Source organism: Kitasatospora sp. NPDC057015, assembly GCF_042673745.1.
In the GTDB taxonomy this organism is placed as follows: Bacteria; Actinomycetota; Actinomycetes; order Streptomycetales; family Streptomycetaceae; genus Kitasatospora.
Window position 1 is genome coordinate 35,377 of the sequence record NZ_JBHUSG010000012.1, and the last position, 24,468, is coordinate 59,844.

Sequence of the window (24,468 nt, forward strand, 5' to 3'; positions counted from 1 at the left end):
CAAGCGGGGAGGCGGGCAGGCGGGGAGGCAGGGAGGCAGGCAGGCGGATCGCAGGTTCGGGGCGGGGACGGCCACCGAGCTGTTCGATCATGGAAACGCTAGCAAGGGGCGCCGCCCGGCGCGCGGTGCAGGACGTACCGGCTGACCGCCCATCGGCCGAATACCGGTCGGTTGCCATCCGTCCGGCCTATCCGTACGACTGGCCGGGGTGGAACGCTCCGGGGCCGACGGGAACCGGCGGGAACCGACGGTGCGTTCGAGGCCGGACGTCGAAGCCCGACGTCGAGGCCCGACGTCGAGGCCCGGCAGCGGTCCACGCCCCGGTGCCGCTGCCCGGGGCCGTGGCACCGGATCGCGGCGTCGAGCGGTGGACGGCCCCGGACGGCCCCGGGCGCCCGGCTCGGGGTCAGGAGACCGGCCGGGAGTCCCCCCAGACGCCCTCGAACTCCTCGCGGTAGACCTCCAGCAGGCCCGGCTCGGTGGCGCCCGGCTGCTGGCCCGCCCCGCCGCGCAGCACCAGCGCCGGCGACTCCATGCCGCGCGCCTTGCGCAGGTAGGGCTGGACGACGCCGAGGTCGGTCGACTGGCGCCGGCCACCGGCCTGGCCGGACGGGCGCGGGCCCTCGACCAGGTAGGCGGTGAAGCGCGGGGTCTCGTCGAACACCCGGATCTCGAAGCCGCCGGGGTCGCGCAGCCGGGCCCGGACCCGCCGGACGTGCATGATGTTCATCTCGATCGAGCGGGCCAGCTCGCCGCGGCCGAGCCCCAGCTCGCGTTCGCGCCGGCGCACCGCGCTGCTGGCCGGGTTGAGGAACAGCAGGCGGACCCGGCAGCCGTCGGAGGCGAGCCGCACCAGCCGCCGGCCGGTGTAGTTCTGGCAGAGCATCCCCAGGCCGATGCCGAGCGCGTCGAGCCGCCGGGCGCCGTCCAGCAGGTCCTCCACCGGCAGGTCCCGCTGGAGCCGGACCCGGTCGGCGTGCACCGCGACGACGTCCGCGTACCGGCCGGCCACCAGGGCCTCGACCACGTCGGCGGGCACGCCGCCGCTGCCGCCGTCGAGCACGGCGAGCAGCCTGGCGGCGGCCCGCTCGGTCTGCGCCAGGACGGTCTGCGAGAGGGTGCGGTTGCGCGAGACGACGTGCCGGGCCACCTCCAGCTCGTCCAGTGCGAGCTCGATCTCCCGCCGGTCGGCGAGGAAGGGCTCGAAGCAGGGCCAGTGCTGGACCATGAGCTCGCGCAGCTGGGGCAGGGTGAGGAAGACCAGCGGGTCGTCGTCGGCCGGGTCGAGCAGGTAGCCCTTGCGGCGGCTGACCTCGCGCACGGCGCCGGCCCGGTGGGCCCACTCCTCGCCGGCCGGGCCGGCCGCGGCGGTCACCCAGTCCTCGCCGTGCGCCGGGGCGTAGACCGGTCGCAGCACCTCGTCCACCAGGGCCCGCAGCCGCTGTTCGACCAGGTTGAGCCAGACGTACGCGCGCCCGGCGAGCCGCACCCGCTGGTAGGCGTCGTCCCATTCGCCGGCGGACCAGGCCAGGGCGGGTACCTCGACCGGGCCGCCCTGGGCCGGAACGGCGGCGCGGGAGGCCAGCGAGGGGCGCATCACGACGGTCGGCGCCTCGCTGCGCCCGGGGCCCCGGTCGGTGCCGCCGCCCCTGCCGCCGGCGGGGAACACCATGCGCTACCTCACCTCTCGGCCGCCGGGAGTGACGGGTCGTTCACTGACGGGCCGTGGGCCGGAGGCCCTCGACCACGGGGTGGCGGTGCCCGCCCCGCACGGCGCCGGTGCGGCCCGGGAGTTCCGGGACCCGCCGGACGATCAAGGGTACTGCCCGCCGGACGGCGTCCGCAGCCGGATGGCCGACCGTGGCGCGAAACGGGCCGGTCGTCCCTCTCGTCCCAGCAGCCCCACGGACACCCGTTCGGGCGAACAAGTGGCGAATGGAGCACAGGTCGGAGGGAGCGTCGGGGAGGATGGCGACTGTGCCGTGCGTCACGGTACGCGACAGCCGCACATGCCCGGCCGCCCGGCCGGGCAGAAGCCGGAAAGAGCTGGGCCGAGGCCGAAGAGATCGTCAGTTCCCGTCATTCATACAGAAGTTGAGGACTTATGCAGGTCTGGCCAGGTCAGCCGTACCCCCTGGGCGCCACCTTCGACGGGGCCGGCACCAACTTCGCGGTGTTCTCCGAGAGCGCCGACCGGATCGAGCTCTGCCTGTTCGGCGAGGACGGCTCGGAGACGGCCGTGGAGCTGCGCGAGACGGACGCCTTCGTCCGGCACGCCTACATCCCGGGCGTCCAGCCGGGCCAGCGCTACGGGTTCCGGGTGCACGGGCCGTACAACCCGGGGCTGGGGCAGCGGCACAACAGCGCCAAGCTGCTGCTCGACCCGTACGCCAAGGCGATGAGCGGGAACATCGACTGGGACGAGGCGGTCTACGGGTACCACTTCGGCGCGCCCGAACGCCGCAACGACCTGGACTCGGCGCCGCACACCATGCACTCCGTGGTGATCAACCCGTACTTCGACTGGGGCACCGACCGGCCGCCGCGCACCGACTACCACCGCACGGTGCTCTACGAGGCCCACGTGAAGGGGCTGACACAGCTCCACCCGGGCATCCCCGAGGAGATCCGGGGCACCTACGCGGGCCTGGCCCACCCGGCGGCGATCGAGCACCTGGCGAAGCTGGGGGTGACGGCGATCGAGCTGATGCCGGTGCACCAGTTCGTCCGCGACCACCGGCTGCGCGACCTCGGCCTGGCGAACTACTGGGGCTACAACACCATCGGCTTCTTCGCCCCGCACTCCTCCTACTCCTCGGGCGGGGACCGCGGCCAGCAGGTGCAGGAGTTCAAGTCGATGGTGAAGGCGCTGCACGCGGCCGGCATCGAGGTGATCCTGGACGTCGTCTACAACCACACCGCCGAGGGCAACCACCTGGGCCCGACGCTCTCGCTGCGCGGCCTGGACAACGTCTCGTACTACCGCCTGGCGCAGGACCAGCGCTTCTACGAGGACACCACCGGCACCGGCAACAGCCTGTTGATGCGCAGTCCGCACGTGCTTCAGATGATCATGGACTCGCTGCGCTACTGGGTCACCGAGATGCACGTCGACGGGTTCCGCTTCGACCTCGCGGCCACCCTCGCCCGGCAGTTCCACGAGGTCGACCGGCTCTCCTCCTTCTTCGACCTGGTCCAGCAGGACCCGGTGGTCTCGCAGGCCAAGCTGATCGCCGAGCCGTGGGACCTCGGCGAGGGCGGCTACCAGGTGGGCAACTTCCCGCCGCTGTGGACGGAGTGGAACGGCATGTACCGCGACACCGTCCGCGACCTGTGGCGCGGCGAGAACGCCACCCTCGCCGAGTTCGGCTCCCGGCTGACCGGCTCCTCCGACCTCTACCAGGACGACGGCCGCCGCCCGATCGCCTCCATCAACTTCGTCACCTGCCACGACGGCTTCACCCTGCGCGACCTGGTCTCCTACAACGAGAAGCACAACGAGGCCAACGGCGAGGACAACCGGGACGGCGAGTCCTTCAACCGCTCCTGGAACTGCGGCGCCGAGGGCCCGAGCGAGGACCCCGCGGTCGAGGAGCTGAGAGCGCGCCAGCAGCGCAACTACATCGCCACCCTGATGCTCTCCCAGGGTGTGCCGATGCTCTCCCACGGCGACGAGCTGGGCCGCACCCAGCACGGCAACAACAACGCCTACTGCCAGGACAACGAGCTCTCCTGGGTGCACTGGCCCGCGGAGCCGAAGGCCGGCCCGGACGGCACCGACGACGCACCGGGCGCGGAGGGCACGGCGGCCGAGCCGGCGGGAGCCGGGTCGGACGCCCGGCTGCTGGAGTTCACCCAGGGCATGATCTGGCTGCGCCGCGACCACCCGGTCTTCCGGCGCCGGCGCTTCTTCCACGGCCGCCCGGTCTCCGGCACCCACGACGACCTCACCGACATCGCCTGGTTCACCCCGGCCGGCGAGGAGATGACCAAGCGGGACTGGGGCGCCAGCTACGCCAAGTCACTCACGGTGTTCCTGAACGGCGACGCGATCTCCGAGCCCGACCGGCGCGGCGGGAAGATCACCGACGACTCCTTCCTGCTGATGTTCAACGCCCACTTCGAGCCGCTGGAGTTCACCGTCCCGGCCGGGCACGGCAAGGAGTGGCACGTGGTGGTGGACACCGCCCAGCCGGTGCTGCCCGCCCCCGGCACCGGGGCCCGGGTGAAGGCCGGGGACGCCCTCTGGCTCACCGACCGCTCGCTGATGGTGCTCCAGCGGCGGGCCTGAGCGGTACGGGCCGGGCGCGCGGCCGCCCGGCCCCGCCCGGTCGGCACCACGGCCGGTACCACGACCGGCAGCGCCGGCGGCCCGTTCACCCGTTCGCCCGACTGCGGGCCATAGGCACCCGCCACGGCGGGTAGGTATGGACTCATGACCTCACCCGCCGAGCCCGCACAGCCACGCCCGGCCGGTGACGGCCCGGCCGGGGCCGTCCGGCCTCCCACCGCCAGCTACCGGCTCCAGTTGCAGCCCGCCTTCACCCTGCGCGACGCCGCGGCCGCCGTCCCGTACCTGGCCGCGCTCGGCGTCTCGCACCTGCACCTGTCGCCGCTGCTGGAGGCGACCGCCGGCTCCACCCACGGCTACGACACCGTCGACCACGGCCGGGTCAGCGAGCAGCTCGGGGGCGAGGGCGCCCTGCGCGAGCTGGCCGCCGAGGCCGGCCGGCACGGCCTGCGGCTGATCGCCGACCTCGTGCCCAACCACATGGCCGTCCCCGTCCCGGAGCAGCTCAACCAGCCGCTCTGGCACGTCCTGCGGGACGGTCCTGACTCCCCCTACGCGCGCTGGTTCGACATCGACTGGGCCGCGCAGCCGGGCCCGGTGGACGCGCCCGAGCGCGGCCGGCTGCTGCTCCCGCTGCTCGGCGACCGGCTCGGCGCCGTGCTCGGCGAGCTCACCGTCGACGGGGAGGTGCTGCGCTACCACGACCACGTGTTCCCGCTGCGGCCCGGTACCGAGCGGCTAGCCCTGCCGGAGCTGCTGGAACGCCAGTGGTACCGGCTGGCGTGGTGGCGCCTGGCCAGGACCGAGCTGAACTACCGCCGGTTCTTCACCGTGAACGACCTGATCGCGCTGCGGGTGGAGGTGCCCGAGGTCTTCGAGGCCACCCACGGCACGCTGCTGCGCCTGCACGCCGAGGGCGTGCTGGACGGGTTCCGGATCGACCACCCGGACGGGCTCGCCGATCCGCGCGGCTACCTGCGGCGCCTGGCCGACGCCACCGGCGGCGCGTACACCGTGGTCGAGAAGATCCTGACCGGCGACGAGGAGCTGCCGACCGACTGGCCCTGCGCCGGCACCACCGGCTACGACGCCCTGCGCCGGATCGACGGCGTGCTGACCGACCACGCCGGGGCGGGCCGGCTGACCGTCGCCTACCAGCGGTTCCTGGACGGCTCGGACACCCCGGGCGCGGGCGCCGGGCAGCCCTGCGCGGACCCGCACCCGGCGGCGGTCGCCGGGCAGCGCGGCCGGGCCCAGCTCACCGCGGAGCGCGGGGAGCTGGCCGCCGAGGTGGACCGGCTGGTCCGGCTCGCCGAGCGGATCTGCGCCGCCGAGCCCGAACTGGCCGACCACGCGCCCTGGGAGCTGCGCGAGGCGCTGCACCGGATACTGACCGCCTACCCCGTCTACCGCCCGTACGTGCGTCCCGGCGAGCCGGCCCCCGAGATCGCCGCCGAGCACCTGCGGGCCGCGCTGGAGCAGCAGCGGGTACCGGCCGGGGGGCCGGCCGCCGGGACGCTGGAGCTGGTCGGCGCGCTGACCCTGGGCCGGCTGGGCAGCAGCCCGGCGAAGGACGAGTTCTGCGTCCGGTTCGCGCAGACCGCCTCGGCGGTCGCCGCCAAGGGCGTCGAGGACACCGCCTTCTACCGCTTCAACGCGCTGACCGCGCTGAACGAGGTCGGCGGCGAGCCGTCGCGTCCCGGTGTCGCACCCGCCGAGTTCCACGCCTGGTGCGAGCACGTCGAGCGGCACTGGCCGCACACCATGACGGCGCTCTCCACCCACGACACCAAGCGCAGCGCCGACGCCCGGGCCCGGCTGGCCGTGCTGGCCGAGCAGCCGCAGTTCTGGGCCGACGAGGCCGCCGCCTGGACCACCGCGGCGGGCCCCTGCCCCGACCGCAACTGCGCGTGGCTGCTCTGGCAGACGATGGTGGCCGCCTGGCCGCTCTCCCCCGAGCGGCTGGTCGCCGCACTGCTGAAGGCGGCCCGCGAGGCCAAGCAGCAGACCTCGTGGACGGCGCCCGACCCCGCGTTCGAACAGGCCCTCGCCGACTACGCGCGCGGCGTCTACGCCAATCCGGGGCTGCTCCCGCGGATCGAGGGCCTGGTGCGGGCGATCGCCCCGTACGCCCGGGCCAACACCCTCGGCGGGGCCCTGCTGCACCTGACCGTCCCCGGCGTGCCGGACCTGTACCAGGGCAGCGAGGAGCCGCTGTACACCCTGGTCGACCCGGACAACCGCGCGCCGGTCGACCTCGGCGCGCTCGCCGTCCGGCTGACCGACTCGCCCAGCGGGCGCCTCACCGGGCCGGACGGGCCGGGCGGGGACCTCGCCCGGGAGAAGCTGCACCTGACCACCACCGCCCTGCACCTGCGCCGCGAGCGCCCGCTCGGCGCCTACCGTCCGCTCGGCGCGCACGGGCCGGCCGCCGGCCACCTGCTCGCCTTCCGGCGCGGCGCCGGGGTGATCACCGCGGTGACCCGGCTCCCGTACGGGCTGGAGCAGTCCGGCGGCTGGCTGGACAGCACCCTCGACCTGCCCGCCGGGGCCGGCCCGTGGACGGACCGGCTGACCGGGCGCGAGTTCGACCCGGGGCCCGTCCCGCTGGCCGAGCTGCTCGACCACTACCCCACCGCCCTGCTGACCCGCCCCCAGGAGCACGCGTGAGCGAGTACGAGGTCTGGGCCCCGCAGGCCGAGCGGGTCGAGGTCGAGGTGGAGGGCAGCAGGTTCCGGCTCGCCCCCGCCCCGGCCCGGCCCGGCTGGTGGCGCGGCCCGGCTCCCGCCGGGGAGTACGCCTTCCGGCTGGACGGCGGCCCGGCGCTGCCCGACCCGCGCTCCCGGCGCCAGCCGCACGGCCCGGACGGGCCGAGCCGGACCGTCGACCACGGCGCCTTCCGCTGGTCCGACACCCCCTGGCACGGCCGCCCGCTGGCCGGCTCGGTGCTGTACGAGCTGCACGTCGGCACCTTCACTCCGACCGGTACCTTCGACGCCGCCGCCGAGCGGCTGGACCACCTGGTGGACCTCGGCGTCGACTTCGTCGAGCTGATGCCGGTCTGCCCCTTCCCCGGCCGGCACGGCTGGGGCTACGACGGGGTCTCGCTCTGGGCGGTGCACGAGCCGTACGGCGGCCCCGAGGGGCTGAAGCGCTTTGTCGACACCGCCCACCGCAAGGGCCTCGGAGTGGTGCTGGACGTGGTGCACAACCACCTCGGCCCGTCGGGCAACCACCTGCCCGCCTTCGGGCCGTACTTCACCGACCGCCACCACACGCCCTGGGGCTCGGCCGTCAACCTCGACGCACCCGGCTCGGACGAGGTGCGCGCCTACCTGATCGGCAGCGCGCTCGCCTGGCTGCGCGACTACCGGATCGACGGGCTGCGCCTAGACGCCGTGCACGCCCTGGTGGACGATCGCGCCCTGCACTTCCTGGAGCAACTCGCCGCCGAGGTCGACCGGTTGGCGGTGACCAGCAACCGGCAGCTGTTCCTGGTCGCGGAGTCCGACCGCAACGACCCGCGGACCACCGACCCCCGCCGGGCCGGCGGCCAGGGCCTCGCCGCGCAGTGGAGCGACGACTTCCACCACGCCCTGCACACCACGCTGACCGGTGAATCGCAGGGCTACTACGCCGACTTCGCCACCGAACCGCTGGCCGCCCTGGCCAAGGTGCTCACCCGCGGCTGGTTCCACGACGGCAGCTGGTCCTCGTTCCGCGGCCGGCACCACGGTCGGCCGTTCCCCCCGCCCTACGGACACCGGCTGCTCGGCTACCTGCAGACCCACGACCAGATCGGGAACCGGGCCCTCGGCGACCGGCTCTCCGCCGGCCTCACCCCCGGCCGGCTGGCCGCCGGAGCCGCGCTCGTCCTGACCTCGCCGTTCACCCCGATGCTGTTCATGGGCGAGGAGTGGGCCGCCGGCACCCCCTGGCAGTACTTCACCGACCACACCGACCCGGAGCTGGCCGAAGCCGTCCGCCGCGGCCGGCGCCGGGAGTTCGCCGAGCACGGCTGGCTCGCGGAGGAGGTGCCCGACCCGCAGGCCGCCGGGACGGTCCTCGCCTCGACCCTCGACTGGAGCGAGCCGGCGCAGCCCCCGCACGCCGAGATCCTGGACTGGTACCGCCTGTTGCTGCGCCTGCGGCGCACCCACCCGGAGCTCTGCGACCCCGACCTGGAGGCCGTGCGGGTGGTCTTCGACGAGGAGGCGCGGTGGCTGGTGGTGCACCGGGGGCCGTTCCGGGTGGCGGTCAACCTCGGTACGGAGGGCCCGCGTTCGGTGCCGCTGGGCGCGCCCTACGCCGGCTCGCTCGCGGTGTTCGGCGGGTGTGAGGCGGACGGGGACTCGCTGCTGCTGGCCCCCGACTCCACCGCGGTGGTGCGGACGGGCTGAGCCGGCGGCCCGGCCGCCGCGCCGTCGCCGCCGGGGCGGACGTGACCGCGGGAACGGGCCCACTGCGGGACCGGACCTGCCGGAGGAGCCGGCTCACCAGAAGAACAGGGCGATCCGCTCGCGCAGTGAGCGGGCGTCCAGCCCGTAGGCGGTCAGGTGCTCCTCGACCGAGCCGTAGTGCCGGTGCTCCGCGCGGGGCACGCCCAACCCCAGTACGCGGTGCTGGACTTGGCTCAGCGCCTCGTGCGCCTCCCGGTCCGAGGTGCCGGCCAGGTACGGCTCGACGATCACCACGCCGCCGGTCCCGCCGACGGCCGCCCGCAGGCCCGCCGCGTCGAACGGCCGCACGCTGGCGGCGTACAGCACGGTGACGTCCAGGCCCTCGGTGGCCTCCAGCACCGCGTCCAGCATCGGCCCGACCGCCAGCACCACCCCGCCCCGGCCCTCACGGACGGTCAGGAACCGGCCCGGCTCGATCGGCCGGGCGAGCGCGTTGCGGTGGGTGGAGAGCCGGACGTAGACGTTGCGGTCGCCGTCCGCCACGGCGTGCCGCAGCAGGGTCTCCGCCTCGTCCGGGTGACCGGGCACGTGCACCGTCCAGTCCGGCAGGGTGTCCAGCAGCGCGACGTCCCCCGGGGACATGTGGGTGCGCCCGCCGGCCGGCCAGTCGTAGGAGCCGGACGCACTGACCAGCACCGCCCCGACGCCCTGGTGCACCAGGTCCAACTTCACCTGCTCGAAGGGGCGTTCGATGAGGAAGCTGGCGAAGGTGTGCGCGATCGGGCGCATCCCGGTGAGCGCCAGCCCGCCGGCCGCGCCGATCAGCAGCTGCTCCCGGATGCCGACGTTGACCACCCGGTCCGGGTGGCGCTCGGCGGCCGGCGCGAAGCCGGCGGCGCTGATGTCGGCGAGCACCAGCGCCAGCCGCGGGTCCTCGTCGAGCAGGCGGGTGGTCACGTCGAGGAAGCGGTCGCGCATGGTGTCCGTCACGAGGTCCATCGGAGGTCCCTTTACGAGGAGGTGGAGGGGCGGGGTCGAGCGGGCGGGGCTGAGCGGAGGGGCGGGGCGGGGCTTCGGGGGCTCACCGGCAGCCGGTCAGGAGCTCTTCGGCTCGACCCGGGCCACGACCGCGTGCGGGCGGCCCGGGTGCGGAGCGGTGAAGGCCGCGTACAGCGCCTCGTGGTCACGGCCGTCGACGGTGGCCGTGGACCAGCCCTCGGTGGCGAAGCGGGCCGCGACACCGCCGCGCCAGCCGTGCGTGGCCGAGGAGTTGTCGATCACCACGACGTTCAGCCGGTCCAGGCCGGACGCTCCGGCGAAGGCCACCGCCTCGTGGTTGGACCCCTCGTCGAACTCGGCGTCCCCGAGCAGCACCCAGACCGCCGGGTCGCTCAGCCCCTGGGCGCGCAGCCCGAGCGCGGTGCCCACGGCGAGCGGCAGGCCGTGCCCGAGCGAGCCCGAGCTGATCTCCACCCCGGGCACCAGCAGCCGGTCCGGGTGGTGGCCGAGCGGGGAGTCGTACGCACCGAAGCCGGACAGCGCGGCCGGCGGGATGAAGCCCTTCGCGGCCAGCACCGCGTAGTAGGCCATCGGGCCGTGCCCCTTGGAGAGCAGGAAGCGGTCCCGGTCCTGCCGTCCGAAGGTGGCCGGGGCAACGTTCAGCACCCGGTCGTAGAGCACCCAGAGCACGTCCAGCGTGGACGTGGCGGCCGGGCCGTGCTTCTCGGCGCCGGTCATCCGCGCCATCAGGGCGGGCAGGTCCTGGAAGCCGTACGCACTGCGGCGCGCGGGCTGCGCCGGGCGGCGGTGCTGCGGGGGGAGGGTCTCTGTCGCGGTCATGAGAGGATCGTGCAACTTGAAGTCGACTTCAAGTCAAGCGCTAGAGTGGCGGGCATGGGACCGAACCGCCACGACCTCCTGACCATCGGCCAACTGGCGGAGCGCAGCGGTCTCGCCACCTCCGCGCTGCGCTACTACGAGAAGCTCGGGCTGATCCACGCCGAGCGCACCGCCGGGGGCCAGCGCCGCTACCCCCGGGCCACCCTGCGCCGGGTCGCCTTCGTCCGCGCCGCCCAGCGGGTCGGGCTCTCCCTGGAGGAGGCCCGCACCGCACTCGACCGACTCCCCGAGGACCGGGCGCCCAGCGCCACCGACTGGAGCGGCGTCGCCCGCTCCTGGCAGACCCGGATCGACCAGCAGATCGCCGAACTCGAACGCCTGAAGGCCAAGCTCACCGGCTGCATCGGCTGCGGCTGCCTCTCCATCTCCCGCTGCGCCCTCTACAACGCCGGCGACCGCGCCGGTGCGGCCGGCCCCGGCGCCCGCTACCTGCTCACCCGCGACCCCGGCGGCGGCGGACCGGAGCCCCGCCCGGCGGACGCCTGACGACCGCGCGCCGCGGGCGGCCGGGCCGGTGGCGGCGGGCCCGCGGCGCACGGCTCGCTCGATGACGGGCGCACTCGGTGAAACGCCCGCGCCCCGGCGCGCCACCTGCCTATGCTGCCCGGAACAGGAGTGGATCACCGACGGGGAGAACTTCGTGACCGACCATCAGGACACCGTGGGGCCGGCCTGCGCCGAGGAGGACGAGGTGCATCGCGCGCCCGCCGACCTGCGGCCGGAGATACCCCACCCCGCCCGGATGTACGACTACTACCTCGGCGGCAAGGACAACTTCCCCGCGGACCGGGAGGCCGCCGAGAAGGTGCTGGCCCTCAGCCCGCTGGTGCGGATCAGCGCGCTCGCCAACCGGGCCTTCCTGGGGCGGGCCGTCCGGCACCTCGCCGAACAGGGCGTGCGGGACTTCGTGGACGTCGGCACCGGCATCCCGACCGCCGGCAACACCCACCAGATCGCCCAGGAGGTCCACCCGGACGCGCGGGTCGCCTACCTGGACAACGACCCGATCGTGCTGGTGCACGGCCGGGCGCTGCTCGCCGCCGCCAGCCAGGGCAGCGCCACCGTGGTCCAGGCCGACCTGCGCGACCCGGACGCCGTGCTCGCCACCCCCGAGGTGCGCCGGCTGCTGGACGCCGGCCGGCCGGTGGGCCTGCTGCTCTTCGCCGTCCTGCACTTCGTCGACGACGAGGACGACCCGCACGCGATCGTCCGCCGACTGGTCGACGCCCTGCCGCCCGGGAGCCACCTGGCGCTCTCGCACGCCACCGGCGACTTCACCGCCCCGGAGGCCGCCGCCAAGGGCCCCGCGATCTACCGCGCGGCGAGCGCCCAGCTGACCATGCGGACCCGCCAGGAGGTGCTGGGGTTCTTCGACGGCCTGGAGCTGGCCGAGCCCGGGCTGGTCACCGCCCCGCTCTGGCGCCCGGACCGGGACCCGGCGCCGACCGACGCCGAGGTCGCGATCTGGGCGGGGGTCGGCCGCAAGCCCTGACGGCCGCCGGCGCGGCGGGTCGGGGGGTGGGCGGGGCGTCGGGACGGCCGGTCGTGATCACCCGGGCGGAGCTGTGGCAGGATCGGCTGATGGCCCACATCGGACTGACCACCCTGCTGGTACGCGACTACGACGAGGCGATCGCCTTCTACGTGGACGCCGTCGGATTCGAGCTGCGCGAGGACACCCCGCGCCCGGACGGCAACCGCTGGGTGGTGGTCGCCCCCCGCGGCTCGCGGGAGACCGGGCTGCTGCTGGCCCGGCCCGCCAAGCCCGAGCAGGTGGCCCGGATCGGCGACCAGACCGGCGGCCGGGTCGGCCTCTTCCTCCATTCGGACGACTTCGAGGCGGACCACCGCCGGATGACCGCCGCCGGAGTCACCTTCCTGGAGGAGCCCCGGCACGAGGCGTACGGCTCGGTGGCCGTCTTCGAGGACCTCTACGGCAACCGCTGGGACCTGATCCAGCCGCGCTGAACGACGCGACCCCGCCCGCGCCGGCTCCGCGGACCGGCTCCGTCCGGTGCACCGGGCGGGGCCCGGAATCAGCGGGCGGGATCAGCGGGCGGGATCAGCGGCCCGCCAGGTCCTCCCAGACCTCGCGGACCCGGGGGGCCAGCGTCTCCAGCGACCCGCCGTTGTCGATCACGATGTCGGCGATGGCGAGCCGGTCCTGCCGGGTCGCCTGGGCGGCCATCCTGGCCTCGGCCTCCGCCCGGGCCATGCCGCGCAGCCGGACCAGCCGGTCGAGCCGCACCTCGTCGGCGGCGTCCACCACCACGACCAGGTCGTAGAGCGGTCCGAGGCCGTTCTCGGCGAGCAGGGGGACGTCGTGCACCACCACGGCGTCCGGGGCGGCGGCCTCCTCCAGGGCGGCGGAGCGGGCCCGGACCAGCGGGTGGACGATGGCGTTGAGCGCCCGCAGCCGCTCGGGGTCGGCGAAGACCAGCGCCCCGAGAGCGGGCCGGTCCAGTTCGCCGTCCGCCCGGAGCACCCCGGGGCCGAACTCGGCCAGCACGGCGGCCAGCCCCTCGGTGCCCGGGGCGACCACCTCACGGGCGATCAGGTCGGCGTCCACCACCACGGCCCCGTACGACGCCAGCAGGCGGGACACCTCGCTCTTGCCCGCGCCGATCCCGCCGGTCAGTCCGATCTTCAGCATGGCGCCAGGCTACCGGCAGCGGCCCGCCCGGTCAGCGCCCGCCCGGTGGCGGACGGCGGTCCGGGACGGGCCGCGCCCGACGGGCTCAGCCGAGGTCGACCTGCTCGCCGGCGGCGAGCCGGCGCAGCGGCGCGCCCGTCCCCGGACCGCCCTCGCCCAGCAGGCGGCCGAAGAGCTGCTGACCCACCTCGCTGAGGACGGCCTCGTGGATCCCGATCGCGTGCGCGGGCCCGACCTCCCGCACGTAGTCGATCAGCTCGGAGGCCTTGCTCCAGGGCGTGCCGGTCGGCACCAGCAGGGTGTCCACCGGGTGCGGCGGCACGGTCAGCGCGTCGCCGGGGTGGAACAGCCGCCCGTCGACCGTGAAGCCGATGTTGTGGACCCGGGGGATGTCCGGGTGGATCACCGCGTGCCACTCGCCGTGCACGGTGACGCGCAGGCCGCCCACCTCGAAGGCGTCGCCCTCGCCGACCACGGTGACCCGCTGCCGGACGCCGTCCAGCTGCGCGGCCACGGAGCCGTTGGTCCAGACGCGGAGTGCGGGGTCGGCCACCAGGGCGGCGCGCAGCTGCGCCTCGACGAAGTGGTCGAAGTGCTCGTGGGTGATCAGGACGGCGTCCGCGCCGGCGAGCGCCTCGGGCTCGGTGAACATCCCGGGGTCGATGACGATGGTGGTGTCGCCCTGCTGCAGGCGGACACAGGCGTGGCCGAGCTTGGTCAGCTTCATGGAGCAAACCCTACAGCAATGCTGTGCAGTTTTGCTGTACACCTGCCGGGTACGCTGATCCCATGAACGTCCCCGCCTCCCCCGACGACCGGCCGGAACTCGCCGTCGACCCCCTGGAACTCGCCGCCGACCTGCGCACCGCCCTCGGCAACCTGGTCCGTGCGCTGCGGGTCGGCGACGAGCTGCCGCAGAACCAGGCCGGCGTCCTCGGCCTGCTCGTCCGCGAGGGCCCGCACACCACCAGCGAGCTCGCCGAGCGCCAGCGCGTCCGCCACCAGTCGATGGCCCGCACGATCACGCTGCTCACCGAGGCCGGACTGGTCCGCCAGGAGCGCCACGCCACCGACGGCCGGAAGCTGCTGATCGCCGCCACCGAGGCCGGCACCGCCGCCCTGCACGCCCAGCGGGCCCGGCGCGAGGGCGAGATCGCGGCCGCGATCGCCGAGCGGCTCTCCCCCGAGGAGCAGCTGGTGCTGCGGCGGAGCGTGGAGCTGCTCCGGCGGATCGGCTGACCTGCGTCGAGGCGGGCGGTCGGGGACGTCACCCCGACCGCCCGCCTCGACGTCGCCCTCGGCCACCCCGTCCCGGACCGGCGCCGGACCGGACCGAACGGCCCGGACCGGACGACCCGGCGGATCAGGGGTGGCGGATCAGGGGGTGGCGGCGCCCGGAGCGACCACCCGGCCCGGGCGGCCGCGGCCGACCCGGCCCCGGTCGGCGGGCTGCTCCGCGGCCGGGCCCCGGCCCGACTCCCCGCCCGGCTCGACCGACGGCTCCCCACCCGGACCCGCGGACTGCTCGGCGGAGGTCCCGTCGGCCGGCTCCGCGGCCGGCCGACGCTGGGCCGGCAGGGCGAGGGCGGCGGCGATCGGCGGCAGCTCGGTGTGCTCGCTTAGGCCGAACCGCCGGTGCAGCCGGCGCAGCGGGGTCGGCGCCCACCAGTTGAACTCCCCGAACAGCGTCATCGCGGCGGGGACCAGCAGGCAGCGCACCAGGGTGGCGTCCACCGCGACCGCGACGGCGAGCGCGATCCCCATCTGCTTCACCATCAGCATGTCGCCGGCGGCGAAGCCCGCGAAGACGATCACCATCAGCAGGGCCGCCGAGGTGATGATCTTCCCGCTGCGCTGCAGCCCGAGCTCCACGGACCGGCTGCTGCTGTGGCCGCGGTCCCGCAGCTCCTTGATCCGCGCGAGCAGGAACACCTCGTAGTCCATCGAGAGGCCGAAGGCGAAGGCGAAGACCAGCACCGGAATGAAGGTCTCCAGACCGCCGACCGGGGTGAACCCGAGCAGTCCGCTGAACCAACCGTCCTGGAAGACGAGGGTCAGCGCGCCGAGCGAGGCGCCCAGCGAGAGCAGGTTCATCAGCAGGGCCTTGACCGGCATCACCACCGAGCCGGTCATCAGGAAGAGCAGGATCAGGGTGCCGAGGGCCACCAGGCCCAGCGCCACCGGACCGCGGGTCAGCAGCTCGTGCTGGAAGTCCACCACCGAGGCGGCTCCGCCGGTCACGTACGTGGTCAGGCCGCCCCGCTCCGCGCGCAGCTCCTTCACCACGTCCTTGGCGGCGGCGCCCTGCGGATCGCCGTGCACCAGCACGTCGACGGTGCTGAGCTGCTCGCCCACCGGGGTCACCGCGCGGACCCCGCTGACGCCCGGCAGCTCGGCCACCACGTCGTCGGCGTAGGCCTGGGCCACCGCGGCGCCGCCGCGGACCACCACGGTGACCGGCGCGGGCGCGACCTGCGGGAAGCGCTGCTCGACGCTCTCCGCGACCTGCCGGCCGGCGGAGGAGGCGGGGAGCACCGCGGCGCCCGAGTTGCGCATCTCGGCGCCCGCGAACGGGGCGCCGGCCGCGACCAGCAGAGCGGTGCAGACCAGCGCGACGGGCACCGCCTTCCTGCGGACCCGGCGCACCGTACGGCTGAAGAAGCCCTCGTCGGGGACGGGCGCGGCCGGTGTCCTGATGCGGTGGCCGGCGAAGCCGAGCAGGGCGGGGATCAGGGTGAGGGCGGCCGCGACGGCGATCACCACCACGCTCACCCCCGCGGCGGCGACGGCGGCCAGCACCGGGCTGGTGAAGACGAAGAGGCCGGCCAGCGCGACCGCGACGGTCAGCCCGGAGAAGGCGACGGTACGGCCGGCGGTGGCGGCGGTGCGCTCCACGGCGGCGGCGATGGCGGCGCCGTGGCCGCGTTCCTCGCGGAAGCGGTTGACCATCAGCAGCGCGTAGTCGATGGAGAGGCCGAGGCCGAGCACGGTGGCGATCGGCAGCACGCTGGTGTCGATGTCCATGATCCGACTGAATCCGAACATGGCCAGCAGGGCCCCGCCGACCGAGGCGACCGCGCCGATCACCGGCAGGCTCGCGGCGGCCAGGCCGCCGAAGACCAGCACCATGACGACCAGGGTCAGCGGCAGGGTGACGATCTCGCCGAACCGGGTGTCGCGCTCGGTCTGCTTCTTGACCTCCTGCTGCAGCACGAGGTCGCCGCCGACGGTGACGTGCGCCCCGTCGGCGGTGATCCCGGAGAGCCGCTGGGTGACGGCGGAGAGCTGGGCGTTGCTGCTGGCGTCGGTCATCCGTACGGTGACCAGGCTCGCGTTGCCGTCGCCGGAGCGCTGGGCCGGTCCGGAGCCCGGGCCCGAGCCGTAGGCGTCGGTGACCGAGGCGACCCCGGGCAGGGCCGCGATCTCGGCGGTGGCCCGGGTGACCGCGTCCTTCACCGACCGGTCCTCCACCGGCGCGCCGTCCACGACGGCGGTGACGGAGCCCTTGGCCGGGTCGGCGGCGGTGACCACCGCGGCGCCGCGGTCGGCCTCGGAGCTGCCGGCCGCGCCGGCGACGGTGCCCTCGAAAACCCGTCCGCCGATCAGCACACCGACCACCAGGACGACGGCCCACAGGCCGAGCACCCAGCGGCGGCGGCGGAAGCAGAACCGCCCCAGGGCGGCCAGCCGGCCGCCCACCGCGGGATCGCCGGACGCCGGAACGTCTGACGCAGGAACGTCGGTGGTCACTGCGGAGCTTCGGCGCATATGCGGGGGGTGCCTTGCGTCAGGGGCGGGTGGGCCCGATCGGGCAACTCACCCCAAGGTAGGCGTTGCGGCATGAAAGGCCCATAGAGTTCCGATGAGCCCCATATCACACTATTCATTCACATAATGAACAGATAAGACCCCCGCCACGGAATGCCGGTCGACCCGCACGGCCTCCGCGATCCGTGCCCGGACATGCAGGAACCCCCGCCCGGAGACCCGGGCGGGGGTTCTTGTCAGCCGTCGCTCAGCTCAGCGGAGCCGAGAGCGGTGGGGGGCGAGAGCTCAGCTCTGGCCGCCCGCCAGCTTCTCACGCAGCGCGGCGAGCGCCTCGTCCGAAGCGAGAGCGCCGGAGCCCTCGTCGCTGCTGGAGGAGTACGAGCCACCGGCGGCGGCGGCAACAGCGTCGCCACCCTCGGCAGCGGCCTCGGCGTCGGCCTCGCGGCTCTTGATGACCTGGGCCTGGTGCTGCTCGAAGCGGGTCTGCGCCTCGGCGTACTGGCGCTCCCACTCCTCACGCTGCTTCTCGAAGCCGGGCAGCCAGTCGTTCGCCTCGGGGTCGAAGCCCTCCGGGTAGATGTAGTTGCCCTGGTCGTCGTACGAGGCAGCCATGCCGTACAGGGTCGGGTCGAACTCGACCGACGCCGGGTCGGCACCGAGGGACTCGTTGGCCTGCTTCAGCGAGAGGCTGATGCGACGACGCTCGAGGTCGATGTCGATGACCTTGACGAAGATCTCGTCGCCGACCTGGACGACCTGCTCCGGGATCTCCACGTGGCGCTCGGCCAGCTCGGAGATGTGGACCAGACCCTCGATGCCCTCGTCCACGCGGACGAACGCACCGAACGGAACCAGCTTGGTGACCTTACCCGGGACGACCTGGCCGATCTGGTGGGTCCGGGCGAACTGCTGCCACGGGTCCTCCTGGGTCGCCTTCAGCGACAGGGAGACGCGCTCGCGGTCCATGTCCACGTCGAGAACCTCGACGGTGACCTCCTGGCCGACCTCGACGACCTCGGACGGGTGGTCGATGTGCTTCCAGGACAGCTCGGAGACGTGGACGAGACCGTCGACGCCACCCAGGTCCACGAAGGCACCGAAGTTGACGATCGAGGAGACGACGCCGGAGCGCACCTGGCCCTTCTGCAGGGTGGTGAGGAAGGTCTGGCGGACCTCGCTCTGGGTCTGCTCCAGCCAGGCACGGCGGGACAGGACCACGTTGTTGCGGTTCTTGTCCAGCTCGATGATCTTGGCCTCGAGCTCCTTGCCCACGTAGGGCTGGAGGTCGCGGACGCGGCGCATCTCGACGAGCGAGGCCGGCAGGAAGCCACGGAGGCCGATGTCGAGGATGAGACCACCCTTGACGACCTCGATGACGGTACCGGTGACGATGCCGTCCTCTTCCTTGATCTTCTCGATCGTGCCCCAGGCGCGCTCGTACTGTGCGCGCTTCTTGGACAGGATCAGACGACCCTCCTTGTCCTCCTTCTGGAGAACCAGGGCCTCGATCTCGTCGCCGACCTTGACGACCTCGTGCGGGTCAACGTCGTGCTTGATCGAGAGCTCGCGGGACGGGATGACGCCCTCGGTCTTGTAACCGATGTCGAGGAGGACCTCGTCACGGTCGACCTTCACGATGATGCCCTCGACGATGTCGCCATCGTTGAAGTACTTGATGGTCTCGTCGATCGCCGCGAGGAAGGCCTCTGCGTCGCCGATGTCGTTGACCGCAACCTGCGGGGTGGTGCTGAGGGAGGAGTCGGTGGGGCTCGTCATTAGGAAAAGGGCTCCGGTACGGACATGAAGTCGTAGGTAATGCCACGCGGAGGGCCCGTATCGCTCCCACCGAAAGCCGGACAGCCAAAGGCACGGCGCACCGGTGCTTCCCAGAAAATCCGAGAACCGGTGTCCGTCTTGCGACCGTGGGGTCTTCGACAGATGCGAGCGCGACCTGCTCCGTCCGAGGCGCGCAGGCCCGCAGCGCAACTTGTAGCATACGGGGACAGCCAGGCACGGTCAACGCCAACGAAGGCGAGACGGTGGAGGCCGGTGTGGATCAGGCCATATCCTCGCAATCGCGCCCCGAGTACTCCGGTCGGAACCGGTGTACCGGGTGGCAGCCGCAGGGGCCCGCTCCCCGGATGCCACCACTCCCGACCCGACCTCTGAGGGCGGTTCCGGAGCAGCGGCGCTTTCCGCAGACGACACCCTACGCGACGGGCACTACCACCTTGGCCACCACCCCTGATCCTCTGCTCGAACCGGCACCCGGAACGCTGCCGGACGAGGACGACGACGACGCCCTGCGACGTGAGGCCGAGGCCGGCGAGAGCAGCCGGGCCAGCCGGCACTGGTGGGACCGCAACGCGGACGAATACCAGGACGAGCACGGCGAGTTCCTCGGTGACGACCGCTTCACCTGGTGCCCCGAGGGCCTGGACGAGGCCGACGCGCGACTGCTCGGCGACCCCGCCTCGCTGGCCGGCGCGGACATCCTGGAAATCGGCGCGGGCGCGGCCCAGTGCTCGCGCTGGCTCGCCGCCCGCGGCGCGCGGCCGGTCGCCCTGGACATCTCCTACCGCCAGCTCCAGCACTCCCGCCGGATCGACCTCGGGCGCGGCGGTCCCGTCGTCCCCGTCGTGCAGGCCGACGCGGCGGTGCTGCCGTTCGCCGACGGCTCCTTCGACCTGGCCTGCTCGGCCTACGGCGCGGTGCCCTTCAGCGCCGACACCGAGCAGCTGATGCGCGAGGTGCACCGGGTGCTGCGGCCGGGCGGGCGCTGGGTCTTCTCGGTCACCCACCCGATCCGCTGGGCCTTCCCCGACGAGCCCGGCCCCGAGGGCCTGACCGCCACCGCGCCGTACTTCGACCGCACCCCGTACGTGGAGCAGGACGAGCAGGGGCGCGCCACCTACGTCGAGCACCACCGCACGATCGGCGACCGGGTGCGGGAGCTGACCGCCGCCGGGTTCCGGCTGCTCGACCTGGTGGAGCCCGAGTGGCCGGCGGGTCTGGAGCAGGAGTGGGGCGGCTGGAGCCCGCTGCGCGGGCGGCTGATCCCCGGCACCGCGATCTTCGTCTCGCGGCGGGACTGATCCGGCCGTGACCGACTCCGCCGGCCCCGCCGCACCCGCGCCCGACCCCGCCGACGCCCGGTTCGACCTGCCCGTCCGGGCGGCCGTCCCCGAGCTGCGGCGCGCACTGGCCGGGCGCGGCGTGGCGGTGCTGGCCGCCCCGCCCGGCACCGGCAAGACCACCCTGGTGCCCCTGGCGCTGGCCGGGCTGCTGGACGGCCCGGGAGGGCCGGGGCCGGCCGGGCCCGGCCGGCGGGTGCTGGTCGCCGAACCCCGCCGGCTGGCGGTGCGGGCGGCCGCCCGGCGGATGGCCTGGCTGCTCGGCGAGGAGCCGGGCGGCCGGGTGGGCCACACCATCCGGGGCGAGCGGCGGACCGGGCCGCACACCGTGGTCGAGGTGGTGACCACCGGCGTGCTGCTGCAGCGCCTGCAGCGCGACCCGGAGCTGTCCGGCGTGGACACGGTGATGCTGGACGAGTGCCACGAGCGGCACCTGGACGCGGACACCGCGCTGGCCTTCCTGCTCGACGTGCGGGCCACGCTCCGGCCCGAGCTGCGGGTGCTCTGCGCCTCCGCGACCTCCGACACCGACGCCTGGGCACGGCTGCTCGGCGGTGAGGAGGGACCTGCGCGGGTGATCGAGGCGCACGGCAGCTCGCACGCCGTCGACATCCGCTGGGCGCCCCCGCCACGCGCCGTACGCCCCCCGCAGGGCACCCGGACGGACCCGCTGCTGCTCGACCACGTGGCCGCCACCGTCCGGCACGCCCTCGCGGAGCGGCCCGGCGACCTGCTCTGCTTCCTGCCCGGCACCGGCGAGATCACCAGGGTCGCCGGACTGCTCGGCGGCGGCCCGCAGCTCGGCGCCGAGGTGCTGCAACTGCACGGCCGGGCCCCGCAGGCCGTCCAGGACGCCGCGCTCACCGCGGGCGGCGGACGCCGCGTCATCCTGGCCACCTCGGTCGCCGAATCCTCCCTGACCGTCCCCGGGGTGCGGATCGTCGTCGACTCCGGCCTCGCCCGCGAACCGCGCACCGACCACGCCCGCGGCCTCTCCGCCCTGGTGACGGTCCGGGCCTCGCTGGCCGCCGCCCGGCAGCGCGCCGGACGCGCCGGACGCGAGGCGCCCGGCGTCGTCCACCGCTGCTGGCAACAGGCCGAGGACGCGCTCGCCGCGCGCTTCCCCACCCCCGAGATCGCCCTCGCCGACCTCACCGCCTTCGCCCTGCAGGCCGCCTGCTGGGGCGACCCGGACGCCCGCGGACTCGCCCTGCCCGACCCGCCCCCGGCCGGGGCGATGGCCGCCGCCCGGCAGACCCTGCGGGCCCTGGGCGCCGTCGACGAGGACGGCCGGGCCACCGCCCGCGGCACCCGGATCGCCCGCAGCGGCCTGCACCCGCGGCTCGCCCGGGCGCTGCTCGACGGCGCCCCGCGGGTCGGCTCCCGGCGGGCCGCCGAGATCGTCGCCCTGCTCTCCGAGGAGCCGCCGCGCGCGCTCGGCGACGACCTCGGCGCCGTCCACCGGGCCGTCCGCGACGGCCGGGACGGCTACGCGGCGCGCTGGCGCGAGGAGGTCCGCCGGCTGCGGCGCGGCCTGGACGAGGCCCCCGCGACCGCCCTGCCGGACTCCCTCGCCGCCGGACTGGTCGTCGCCCTGGCCTTCCCCGAGCGGATCGCCCGGGCCCGCGTCGAGAAGCCCGAACCCGGCACCCGCAGCCCCTACCTGATGGCCTCCGGCACGGCCGCCGAGACCTCGCCCGGCACCGCGCTGACCGGCCTGCCGTGGCTGGCCGTCGCCGTCGCCGACCGGCCCGCCGGATCGCCCTCCGCCCGGATCCTGCACGCCGCCGCGCTGGACGAGGAGACCGCCCGGCTGGCCGGCGCACCCCTGCTGACCGGCCGCGAGGAGGTCCGCTGGGCGACGCCCGCCGGCGCGCGGCACGGCGACCTGACGGCCCGCCGGGTCGAGTCCCTCGGCGCCCTGGAGCTCTCCTCCGCGCCACTGCCCTCCCCCGATCCCGCGCTGGTCCGGGCCGCCCTGCTGGACGGGCTCGCCCGGGAGGGCGTCGGGGAACTGCTCGGCTGGCCGCCGGCGGCCGTCGCGCTGCGCGAGCGGCTCGCGTTCCTGCACCGCACCCTGGGCGACCCCTGGCCCGACGTCGGCGACCAGGCCCTGCTCGCGGCGGCGGAGCAGTGGCTGGAACCCGAACTCTCCCGGGCCCGGCGCCGCTCGGCGCTGCAGCGGATCGACACCACGGCCGCCCTGCAGCGGCTGCTGCCCTGGACCACCGGCGAGGCCGGCCGCCTCGACGAGCTCGCCCCCGAGCGGATCACGGTGCCCTCCGGCTCCCGGATCCGGGTCGACTACACCGGGGACCGGCCCGTCCTCGCGGTCAAGGTCCAGGAGTTGTTCGGCTGGTCCGCCGCACCGGCACTGGCCGGCGGCCGGGCGCCGCTGACCGTCCACCTGCTCTCCCCCGCCGGGCGGCCCGCCGCCGTCACCGGGGACCTCGCCTCCTTCTGGCGCGAGGGCTACCGCGCCGTCCGCGCCGAGCTGCGCGGGCGCTACCCGCGCCACCCCTGGCCGGAGGACCCGACCACCGCCGAGCCCACCCGCCGCACCAGCCGCCGCACCTGACGATCCGCCGGCCGCCGCGGGCCGGCCCGTGAACGGGGGATTCTGTGCAAGGGGGACGGTCCGCGCCGCACGCAACTAGCATCGGGCAGCGCCGGGAAGGCGCCCTGACACGTTCCCGGAAAGGGGAGCAGCGTGAAGATCGCGGACAGCGTCGCCCTGGTCACCGGTGGTGCCTCCGGGCTCGGCCTGGCCACCGCCGGAAGGCTGCTGGCGGGCGGTGCCCGGGTGGTGGTGGCCGGCAGACCGGCCTCCAGGGCCAAGTACGAGGCGGCGGGGCTGGGCCCGGGGGCCGTCTTCGCGCCCTGCGACGTCACCTCCGAGGCGGACGTCGCGGCGGCGCTGGACCTCGCGGCGGAGTTGGGCACCCTGCGGATCGCGGTGAACTGCGCCGGGGTCAGCGCCGCCGCCAGGACGGTCGGCCGGCGCGGCCCGGCCTCGCTGGCCGGCTTCGCCGAGGTCGTCCAGGTCAACCTGGTCGGGACCTTCAACGTGATCCGGCTGGCCGCGGATCGGATCGCCGGTGCCGAGGAGGTCGACGGCGAGCGCGGTGTGATCGTCAACACCGCGTCCATCGCCGCCTTCGACGGGCAGAGCGGCCAGGCCGCGTACGCCGCCTCCAAGAGCGGGATCGTCGGGCTCACCCTGCCGGTGGCCCGCGACCTCGCGCCGCTGCGGATCCGGGTGGTCACCATCGCGCCGGGCCTGTTCCGCACCCCGATGCTGGACGCGGTGCCCGCGGCGACCGCCGCCGCCCTCGGGGCCCAGGTGCCGCACCCGGCCCGCCTGGGCGACCCGGACGAGTTCGCCGCACTGGCCGCGCACATCGTGGAGAACCCGATGCTCAACGGCGAGACCATCCGGCTGGACGGCGCCGTCCGGATGCCGCCGCGCTGAGGGCCGCCGTCACGCGCCGCCGGGCCGGACCGCGGGGCGGGTCCGGCCCGGCGGGCCTGGTCGGTCCGTCGGCTCGTCGGTCGGGCCTACCGGGCGCCGCCGGGGATGACCACCTCGATGACCTCGCGGACCCGGTCGGTGACGTCCGTCCGGCCGTGCAGCACCCAGGAGATGTGCTGGGCCCCGTAGAGGGCCGCGACCAGGACACGCGCCAGCACGGCCGGATCACTGCCCTCGGCGAGCTGGCCCAGTGCCTTGGCCTCGGCCAGCAGGTCGGTGACGGCCTCGATGAAGCTGACGAAGGGGGTGGGCAGCCGGCTGTCGACCAGGAAGAGGTCGATCTGCAGCCTGACCGCGGCCTGGAAGGTGCGGTCCTGGAGCAGCGCGGCCGCCGTCCGGGTCAGCAGTTCGGCCGTGCTCTGCAGCGGTGGCAGCCCGAGCTCCTTCACCTCGCCGAAGAGCACCTCCAGCCGGACGTAGTACTCCTTGGAGACCGCGAGGGCGATGGCCTCCTTGTTGGCGTAGTGGAAGTACACCGCGCCCTTGGTGACACCGGCCTGTTCCGCGATATCCGCGAGGGTGACGTCGTAGAAACCCTTGTGTGCGAACTCATCGGCCGCGGCGCTCAGGATCTGCGCCTCCGTCCGTACGGCGCGTTCCTGTTTGAAACCCCCCCGCCGCCGCTCGGTTCGCTTTCCGAGGGGGTCGGTCTGTTCCTTCTGGGTGGACATGTCGCGGCTCCTACGGTGCACTGCGCGCCCTCCCCAGCCGCAGTCGAAGGCTCGGATCGCGACAACGCCACCTTTCGTGGATCATCGGTGGACATATCGTACTCCCCGGCCCGGCCGCTT

At 74.6% G+C, this 24,468-nt stretch carries 18 protein-coding genes; 10 read left to right on the forward strand and 8 right to left on the reverse strand.

Features of this window, described 5'->3' with window-relative positions:
- Window positions 1-406: 406 nt before the first annotated feature.
- Complete coding sequence (locus tag ACFTWP_RS14405; RefSeq protein WP_380264970.1) at window positions 407-1,597, reverse strand: SAV2148 family HEPN domain-containing protein; 1,191 nt, start codon at window positions 1,595-1,597, stop codon at window positions 407-409.
- A gap of 507 nt (window positions 1,598-2,104) precedes the next feature.
- On the opposite strand from ACFTWP_RS14405, the gene glgX reads away from it, so the two are divergent.
- From glgX to treZ, 3 genes are all read left to right on the forward strand, one after another.
- Window positions 2,105-4,291 carry a glycogen debranching protein GlgX gene (gene glgX / locus ACFTWP_RS14410; protein ID WP_380264826.1) on the forward strand — a complete coding sequence of 729 codons (2,187 nt, stop codon included), beginning with the start codon at window positions 2,105-2,107 and terminating at the stop codon, window positions 4,289-4,291.
- A 144-nt stretch (window positions 4,292-4,435) separates the two neighbouring features.
- The gene (gene treY, locus ACFTWP_RS14415) at window positions 4,436-6,961 is read left to right on the forward strand and encodes a malto-oligosyltrehalose synthase (RefSeq protein WP_380264827.1); all 2,526 of its coding nucleotides are present in this window, start codon (window positions 4,436-4,438) and stop codon (window positions 6,959-6,961) included.
- Window positions 6,958-8,691, forward strand: coding sequence for a malto-oligosyltrehalose trehalohydrolase (gene treZ, locus ACFTWP_RS14420; RefSeq protein WP_380264828.1), 1,734 nt, complete (start codon window positions 6,958-6,960; stop codon window positions 8,689-8,691). The genes treY and treZ overlap by 4 nt, the downstream gene beginning before the upstream one ends.
- A gap of 93 nt (window positions 8,692-8,784) precedes the next feature.
- Here the strand turns inward: treZ and ACFTWP_RS14425 are convergent, their stop codons facing one another.
- Together ACFTWP_RS14425 and ACFTWP_RS14430 are read right to left on the reverse strand one after the other, a co-directional pair.
- Complete coding sequence (locus tag ACFTWP_RS14425) at window positions 8,785-9,690, reverse strand: transketolase family protein (RefSeq protein ID WP_380264829.1); 906 nt, start codon at window positions 9,688-9,690, stop codon at window positions 8,785-8,787.
- Between the two features lie 96 nt (window positions 9,691-9,786).
- Window positions 9,787-10,530 (reverse strand): transketolase, encoded by a 744-nt coding sequence (locus tag ACFTWP_RS14430; protein WP_380264830.1) that lies wholly within the window; start codon window positions 10,528-10,530, stop codon window positions 9,787-9,789.
- 54 nt (window positions 10,531-10,584) lie between these two features.
- Here ACFTWP_RS14430 and soxR point away from each other — a divergent pair, with 54 nt between their 5' ends.
- From soxR to ACFTWP_RS14445, 3 genes are all read left to right on the forward strand, one after another.
- Window positions 10,585-11,076: a redox-sensitive transcriptional activator SoxR gene (gene soxR / locus ACFTWP_RS14435; RefSeq protein ID WP_380264831.1), complete on the forward strand. Its 492-nt coding sequence runs from the start codon at window positions 10,585-10,587 to the stop codon at window positions 11,074-11,076.
- A 154-nt stretch (window positions 11,077-11,230) separates the two neighbouring features.
- On the forward strand, window positions 11,231-12,082 hold the full coding sequence (locus tag ACFTWP_RS14440; protein ID WP_380264832.1) for an SAM-dependent methyltransferase: 852 nt from the start codon (window positions 11,231-11,233) through the stop codon (window positions 12,080-12,082).
- 89 nt (window positions 12,083-12,171) lie between these two features.
- Window positions 12,172-12,558, forward strand: a complete 387-nt coding sequence (locus ACFTWP_RS14445) for a VOC family protein (RefSeq protein WP_380264833.1) — start codon at window positions 12,172-12,174, stop codon at window positions 12,556-12,558.
- A gap of 94 nt (window positions 12,559-12,652) precedes the next feature.
- On the opposite strand, the gene coaE is transcribed toward ACFTWP_RS14445, so the two are convergent.
- Window positions 12,653-13,243 carry a dephospho-CoA kinase gene (gene coaE / locus ACFTWP_RS14450; RefSeq protein ID WP_380264834.1) on the reverse strand — a complete coding sequence of 197 codons (591 nt, stop codon included), beginning with the start codon at window positions 13,241-13,243 and terminating at the stop codon, window positions 12,653-12,655.
- 85 nt (window positions 13,244-13,328) lie between these two features.
- Entirely contained in the window at window positions 13,329-13,970 is a 642-nt protein-coding gene (locus ACFTWP_RS14455) for an MBL fold metallo-hydrolase (protein WP_380264835.1), read from the reverse strand.
- 62 nt (window positions 13,971-14,032) lie between these two features.
- On the opposite strand from ACFTWP_RS14455, the gene ACFTWP_RS14460 reads away from it, so the two are divergent.
- On the forward strand, window positions 14,033-14,482 hold the full coding sequence (locus ACFTWP_RS14460) for a MarR family winged helix-turn-helix transcriptional regulator (RefSeq protein ID WP_380264836.1): 450 nt from the start codon (window positions 14,033-14,035) through the stop codon (window positions 14,480-14,482).
- Between the two features lie 138 nt (window positions 14,483-14,620).
- On the opposite strand, the gene ACFTWP_RS14465 is transcribed toward ACFTWP_RS14460, so the two are convergent.
- Both ACFTWP_RS14465 and rpsA read right to left on the reverse strand, forming a co-directional pair.
- Window positions 14,621-16,993, reverse strand: a complete 2,373-nt coding sequence (locus ACFTWP_RS14465) for an MMPL family transporter (RefSeq protein ID WP_380264837.1) — start codon at window positions 16,991-16,993, stop codon at window positions 14,621-14,623.
- Between the two features lie 303 nt (window positions 16,994-17,296).
- Complete coding sequence (gene rpsA, locus ACFTWP_RS14470; RefSeq protein WP_073921975.1) at window positions 17,297-18,787, reverse strand: 30S ribosomal protein S1; 1,491 nt, start codon at window positions 18,785-18,787, stop codon at window positions 17,297-17,299.
- A 365-nt stretch (window positions 18,788-19,152) separates the two neighbouring features.
- Here rpsA and ACFTWP_RS14475 point away from each other — a divergent pair, with 365 nt between their 5' ends.
- The 3 genes from ACFTWP_RS14475 (at window position 19,153) to ACFTWP_RS14485 (ending at window position 23,617) form a co-directional block, all read left to right on the forward strand.
- Entirely contained in the window at window positions 19,153-20,106 is a 954-nt protein-coding gene (locus ACFTWP_RS14475) for a class I SAM-dependent methyltransferase (RefSeq protein WP_380264838.1), read from the forward strand.
- A gap of 7 nt (window positions 20,107-20,113) precedes the next feature.
- Window positions 20,114-22,723, forward strand: a complete 2,610-nt coding sequence (gene hrpB, locus ACFTWP_RS14480; protein ID WP_380264839.1) for an ATP-dependent helicase HrpB — start codon at window positions 20,114-20,116, stop codon at window positions 22,721-22,723.
- A gap of 132 nt (window positions 22,724-22,855) precedes the next feature.
- Window positions 22,856-23,617: an SDR family NAD(P)-dependent oxidoreductase gene (locus ACFTWP_RS14485; protein ID WP_380264840.1), complete on the forward strand. Its 762-nt coding sequence runs from the start codon at window positions 22,856-22,858 to the stop codon at window positions 23,615-23,617.
- An 86-nt stretch (window positions 23,618-23,703) separates the two neighbouring features.
- On the opposite strand, the gene ACFTWP_RS14490 is transcribed toward ACFTWP_RS14485, so the two are convergent.
- Complete coding sequence (locus ACFTWP_RS14490; protein ID WP_380264841.1) at window positions 23,704-24,348, reverse strand: ScbR family autoregulator-binding transcription factor; 645 nt, start codon at window positions 24,346-24,348, stop codon at window positions 23,704-23,706.
- Window positions 24,349-24,468: the final 120 nt, after the last annotated feature.

Bases quoted from the DNA above. Each gene is read 5' to 3' on its own strand.
- ACFTWP_RS14490 (WP_380264841.1), bottom strand. From the start codon at position 24,348: ATGTCCACCCAGAAGGAACAGACCGACCCCCTCGGAAAGCGAACCGAG.
- soxR (WP_380264831.1), top strand. From the start codon at position 10,585: ATGGGACCGAACCGCCACGACCTCCTGACCATCGGCCAACTGGCGGAG.
- ACFTWP_RS14445 (WP_380264833.1), top strand. From the start codon at position 12,172: ATGGCCCACATCGGACTGACCACCCTGCTGGTACGCGACTACGACGAG.
- ACFTWP_RS14430 (WP_380264830.1), bottom strand. From the start codon at position 10,530: ATGACCGCGACAGAGACCCTCCCCCCGCAGCACCGCCGCCCGGCGCAG.
- rpsA (WP_073921975.1), bottom strand. From the start codon at position 18,787: ATGACGAGCCCCACCGACTCCTCCCTCAGCACCACCCCGCAGGTTGCG.
- treY (WP_380264827.1), top strand. From the start codon at position 4,436: ATGACCTCACCCGCCGAGCCCGCACAGCCACGCCCGGCCGGTGACGGC.
- ACFTWP_RS14455 (WP_380264835.1), bottom strand. From the start codon at position 13,970: ATGAAGCTGACCAAGCTCGGCCACGCCTGTGTCCGCCTGCAGCAGGGC.
- coaE (WP_380264834.1), bottom strand. From the start codon at position 13,243: ATGCTGAAGATCGGACTGACCGGCGGGATCGGCGCGGGCAAGAGCGAG.
- ACFTWP_RS14405 (WP_380264970.1), bottom strand. From the start codon at position 1,597: ATGCGCCCCTCGCTGGCCTCCCGCGCCGCCGTTCCGGCCCAGGGCGGC.
- glgX (WP_380264826.1), top strand. From the start codon at position 2,105: ATGCAGGTCTGGCCAGGTCAGCCGTACCCCCTGGGCGCCACCTTCGAC.
- ACFTWP_RS14425 (WP_380264829.1), bottom strand. From the start codon at position 9,690: ATGGACCTCGTGACGGACACCATGCGCGACCGCTTCCTCGACGTGACC.
- ACFTWP_RS14460 (WP_380264836.1), top strand. From the start codon at position 14,033: ATGAACGTCCCCGCCTCCCCCGACGACCGGCCGGAACTCGCCGTCGAC.
- ACFTWP_RS14475 (WP_380264838.1), top strand. From the start codon at position 19,153: ATGCCACCACTCCCGACCCGACCTCTGAGGGCGGTTCCGGAGCAGCGG.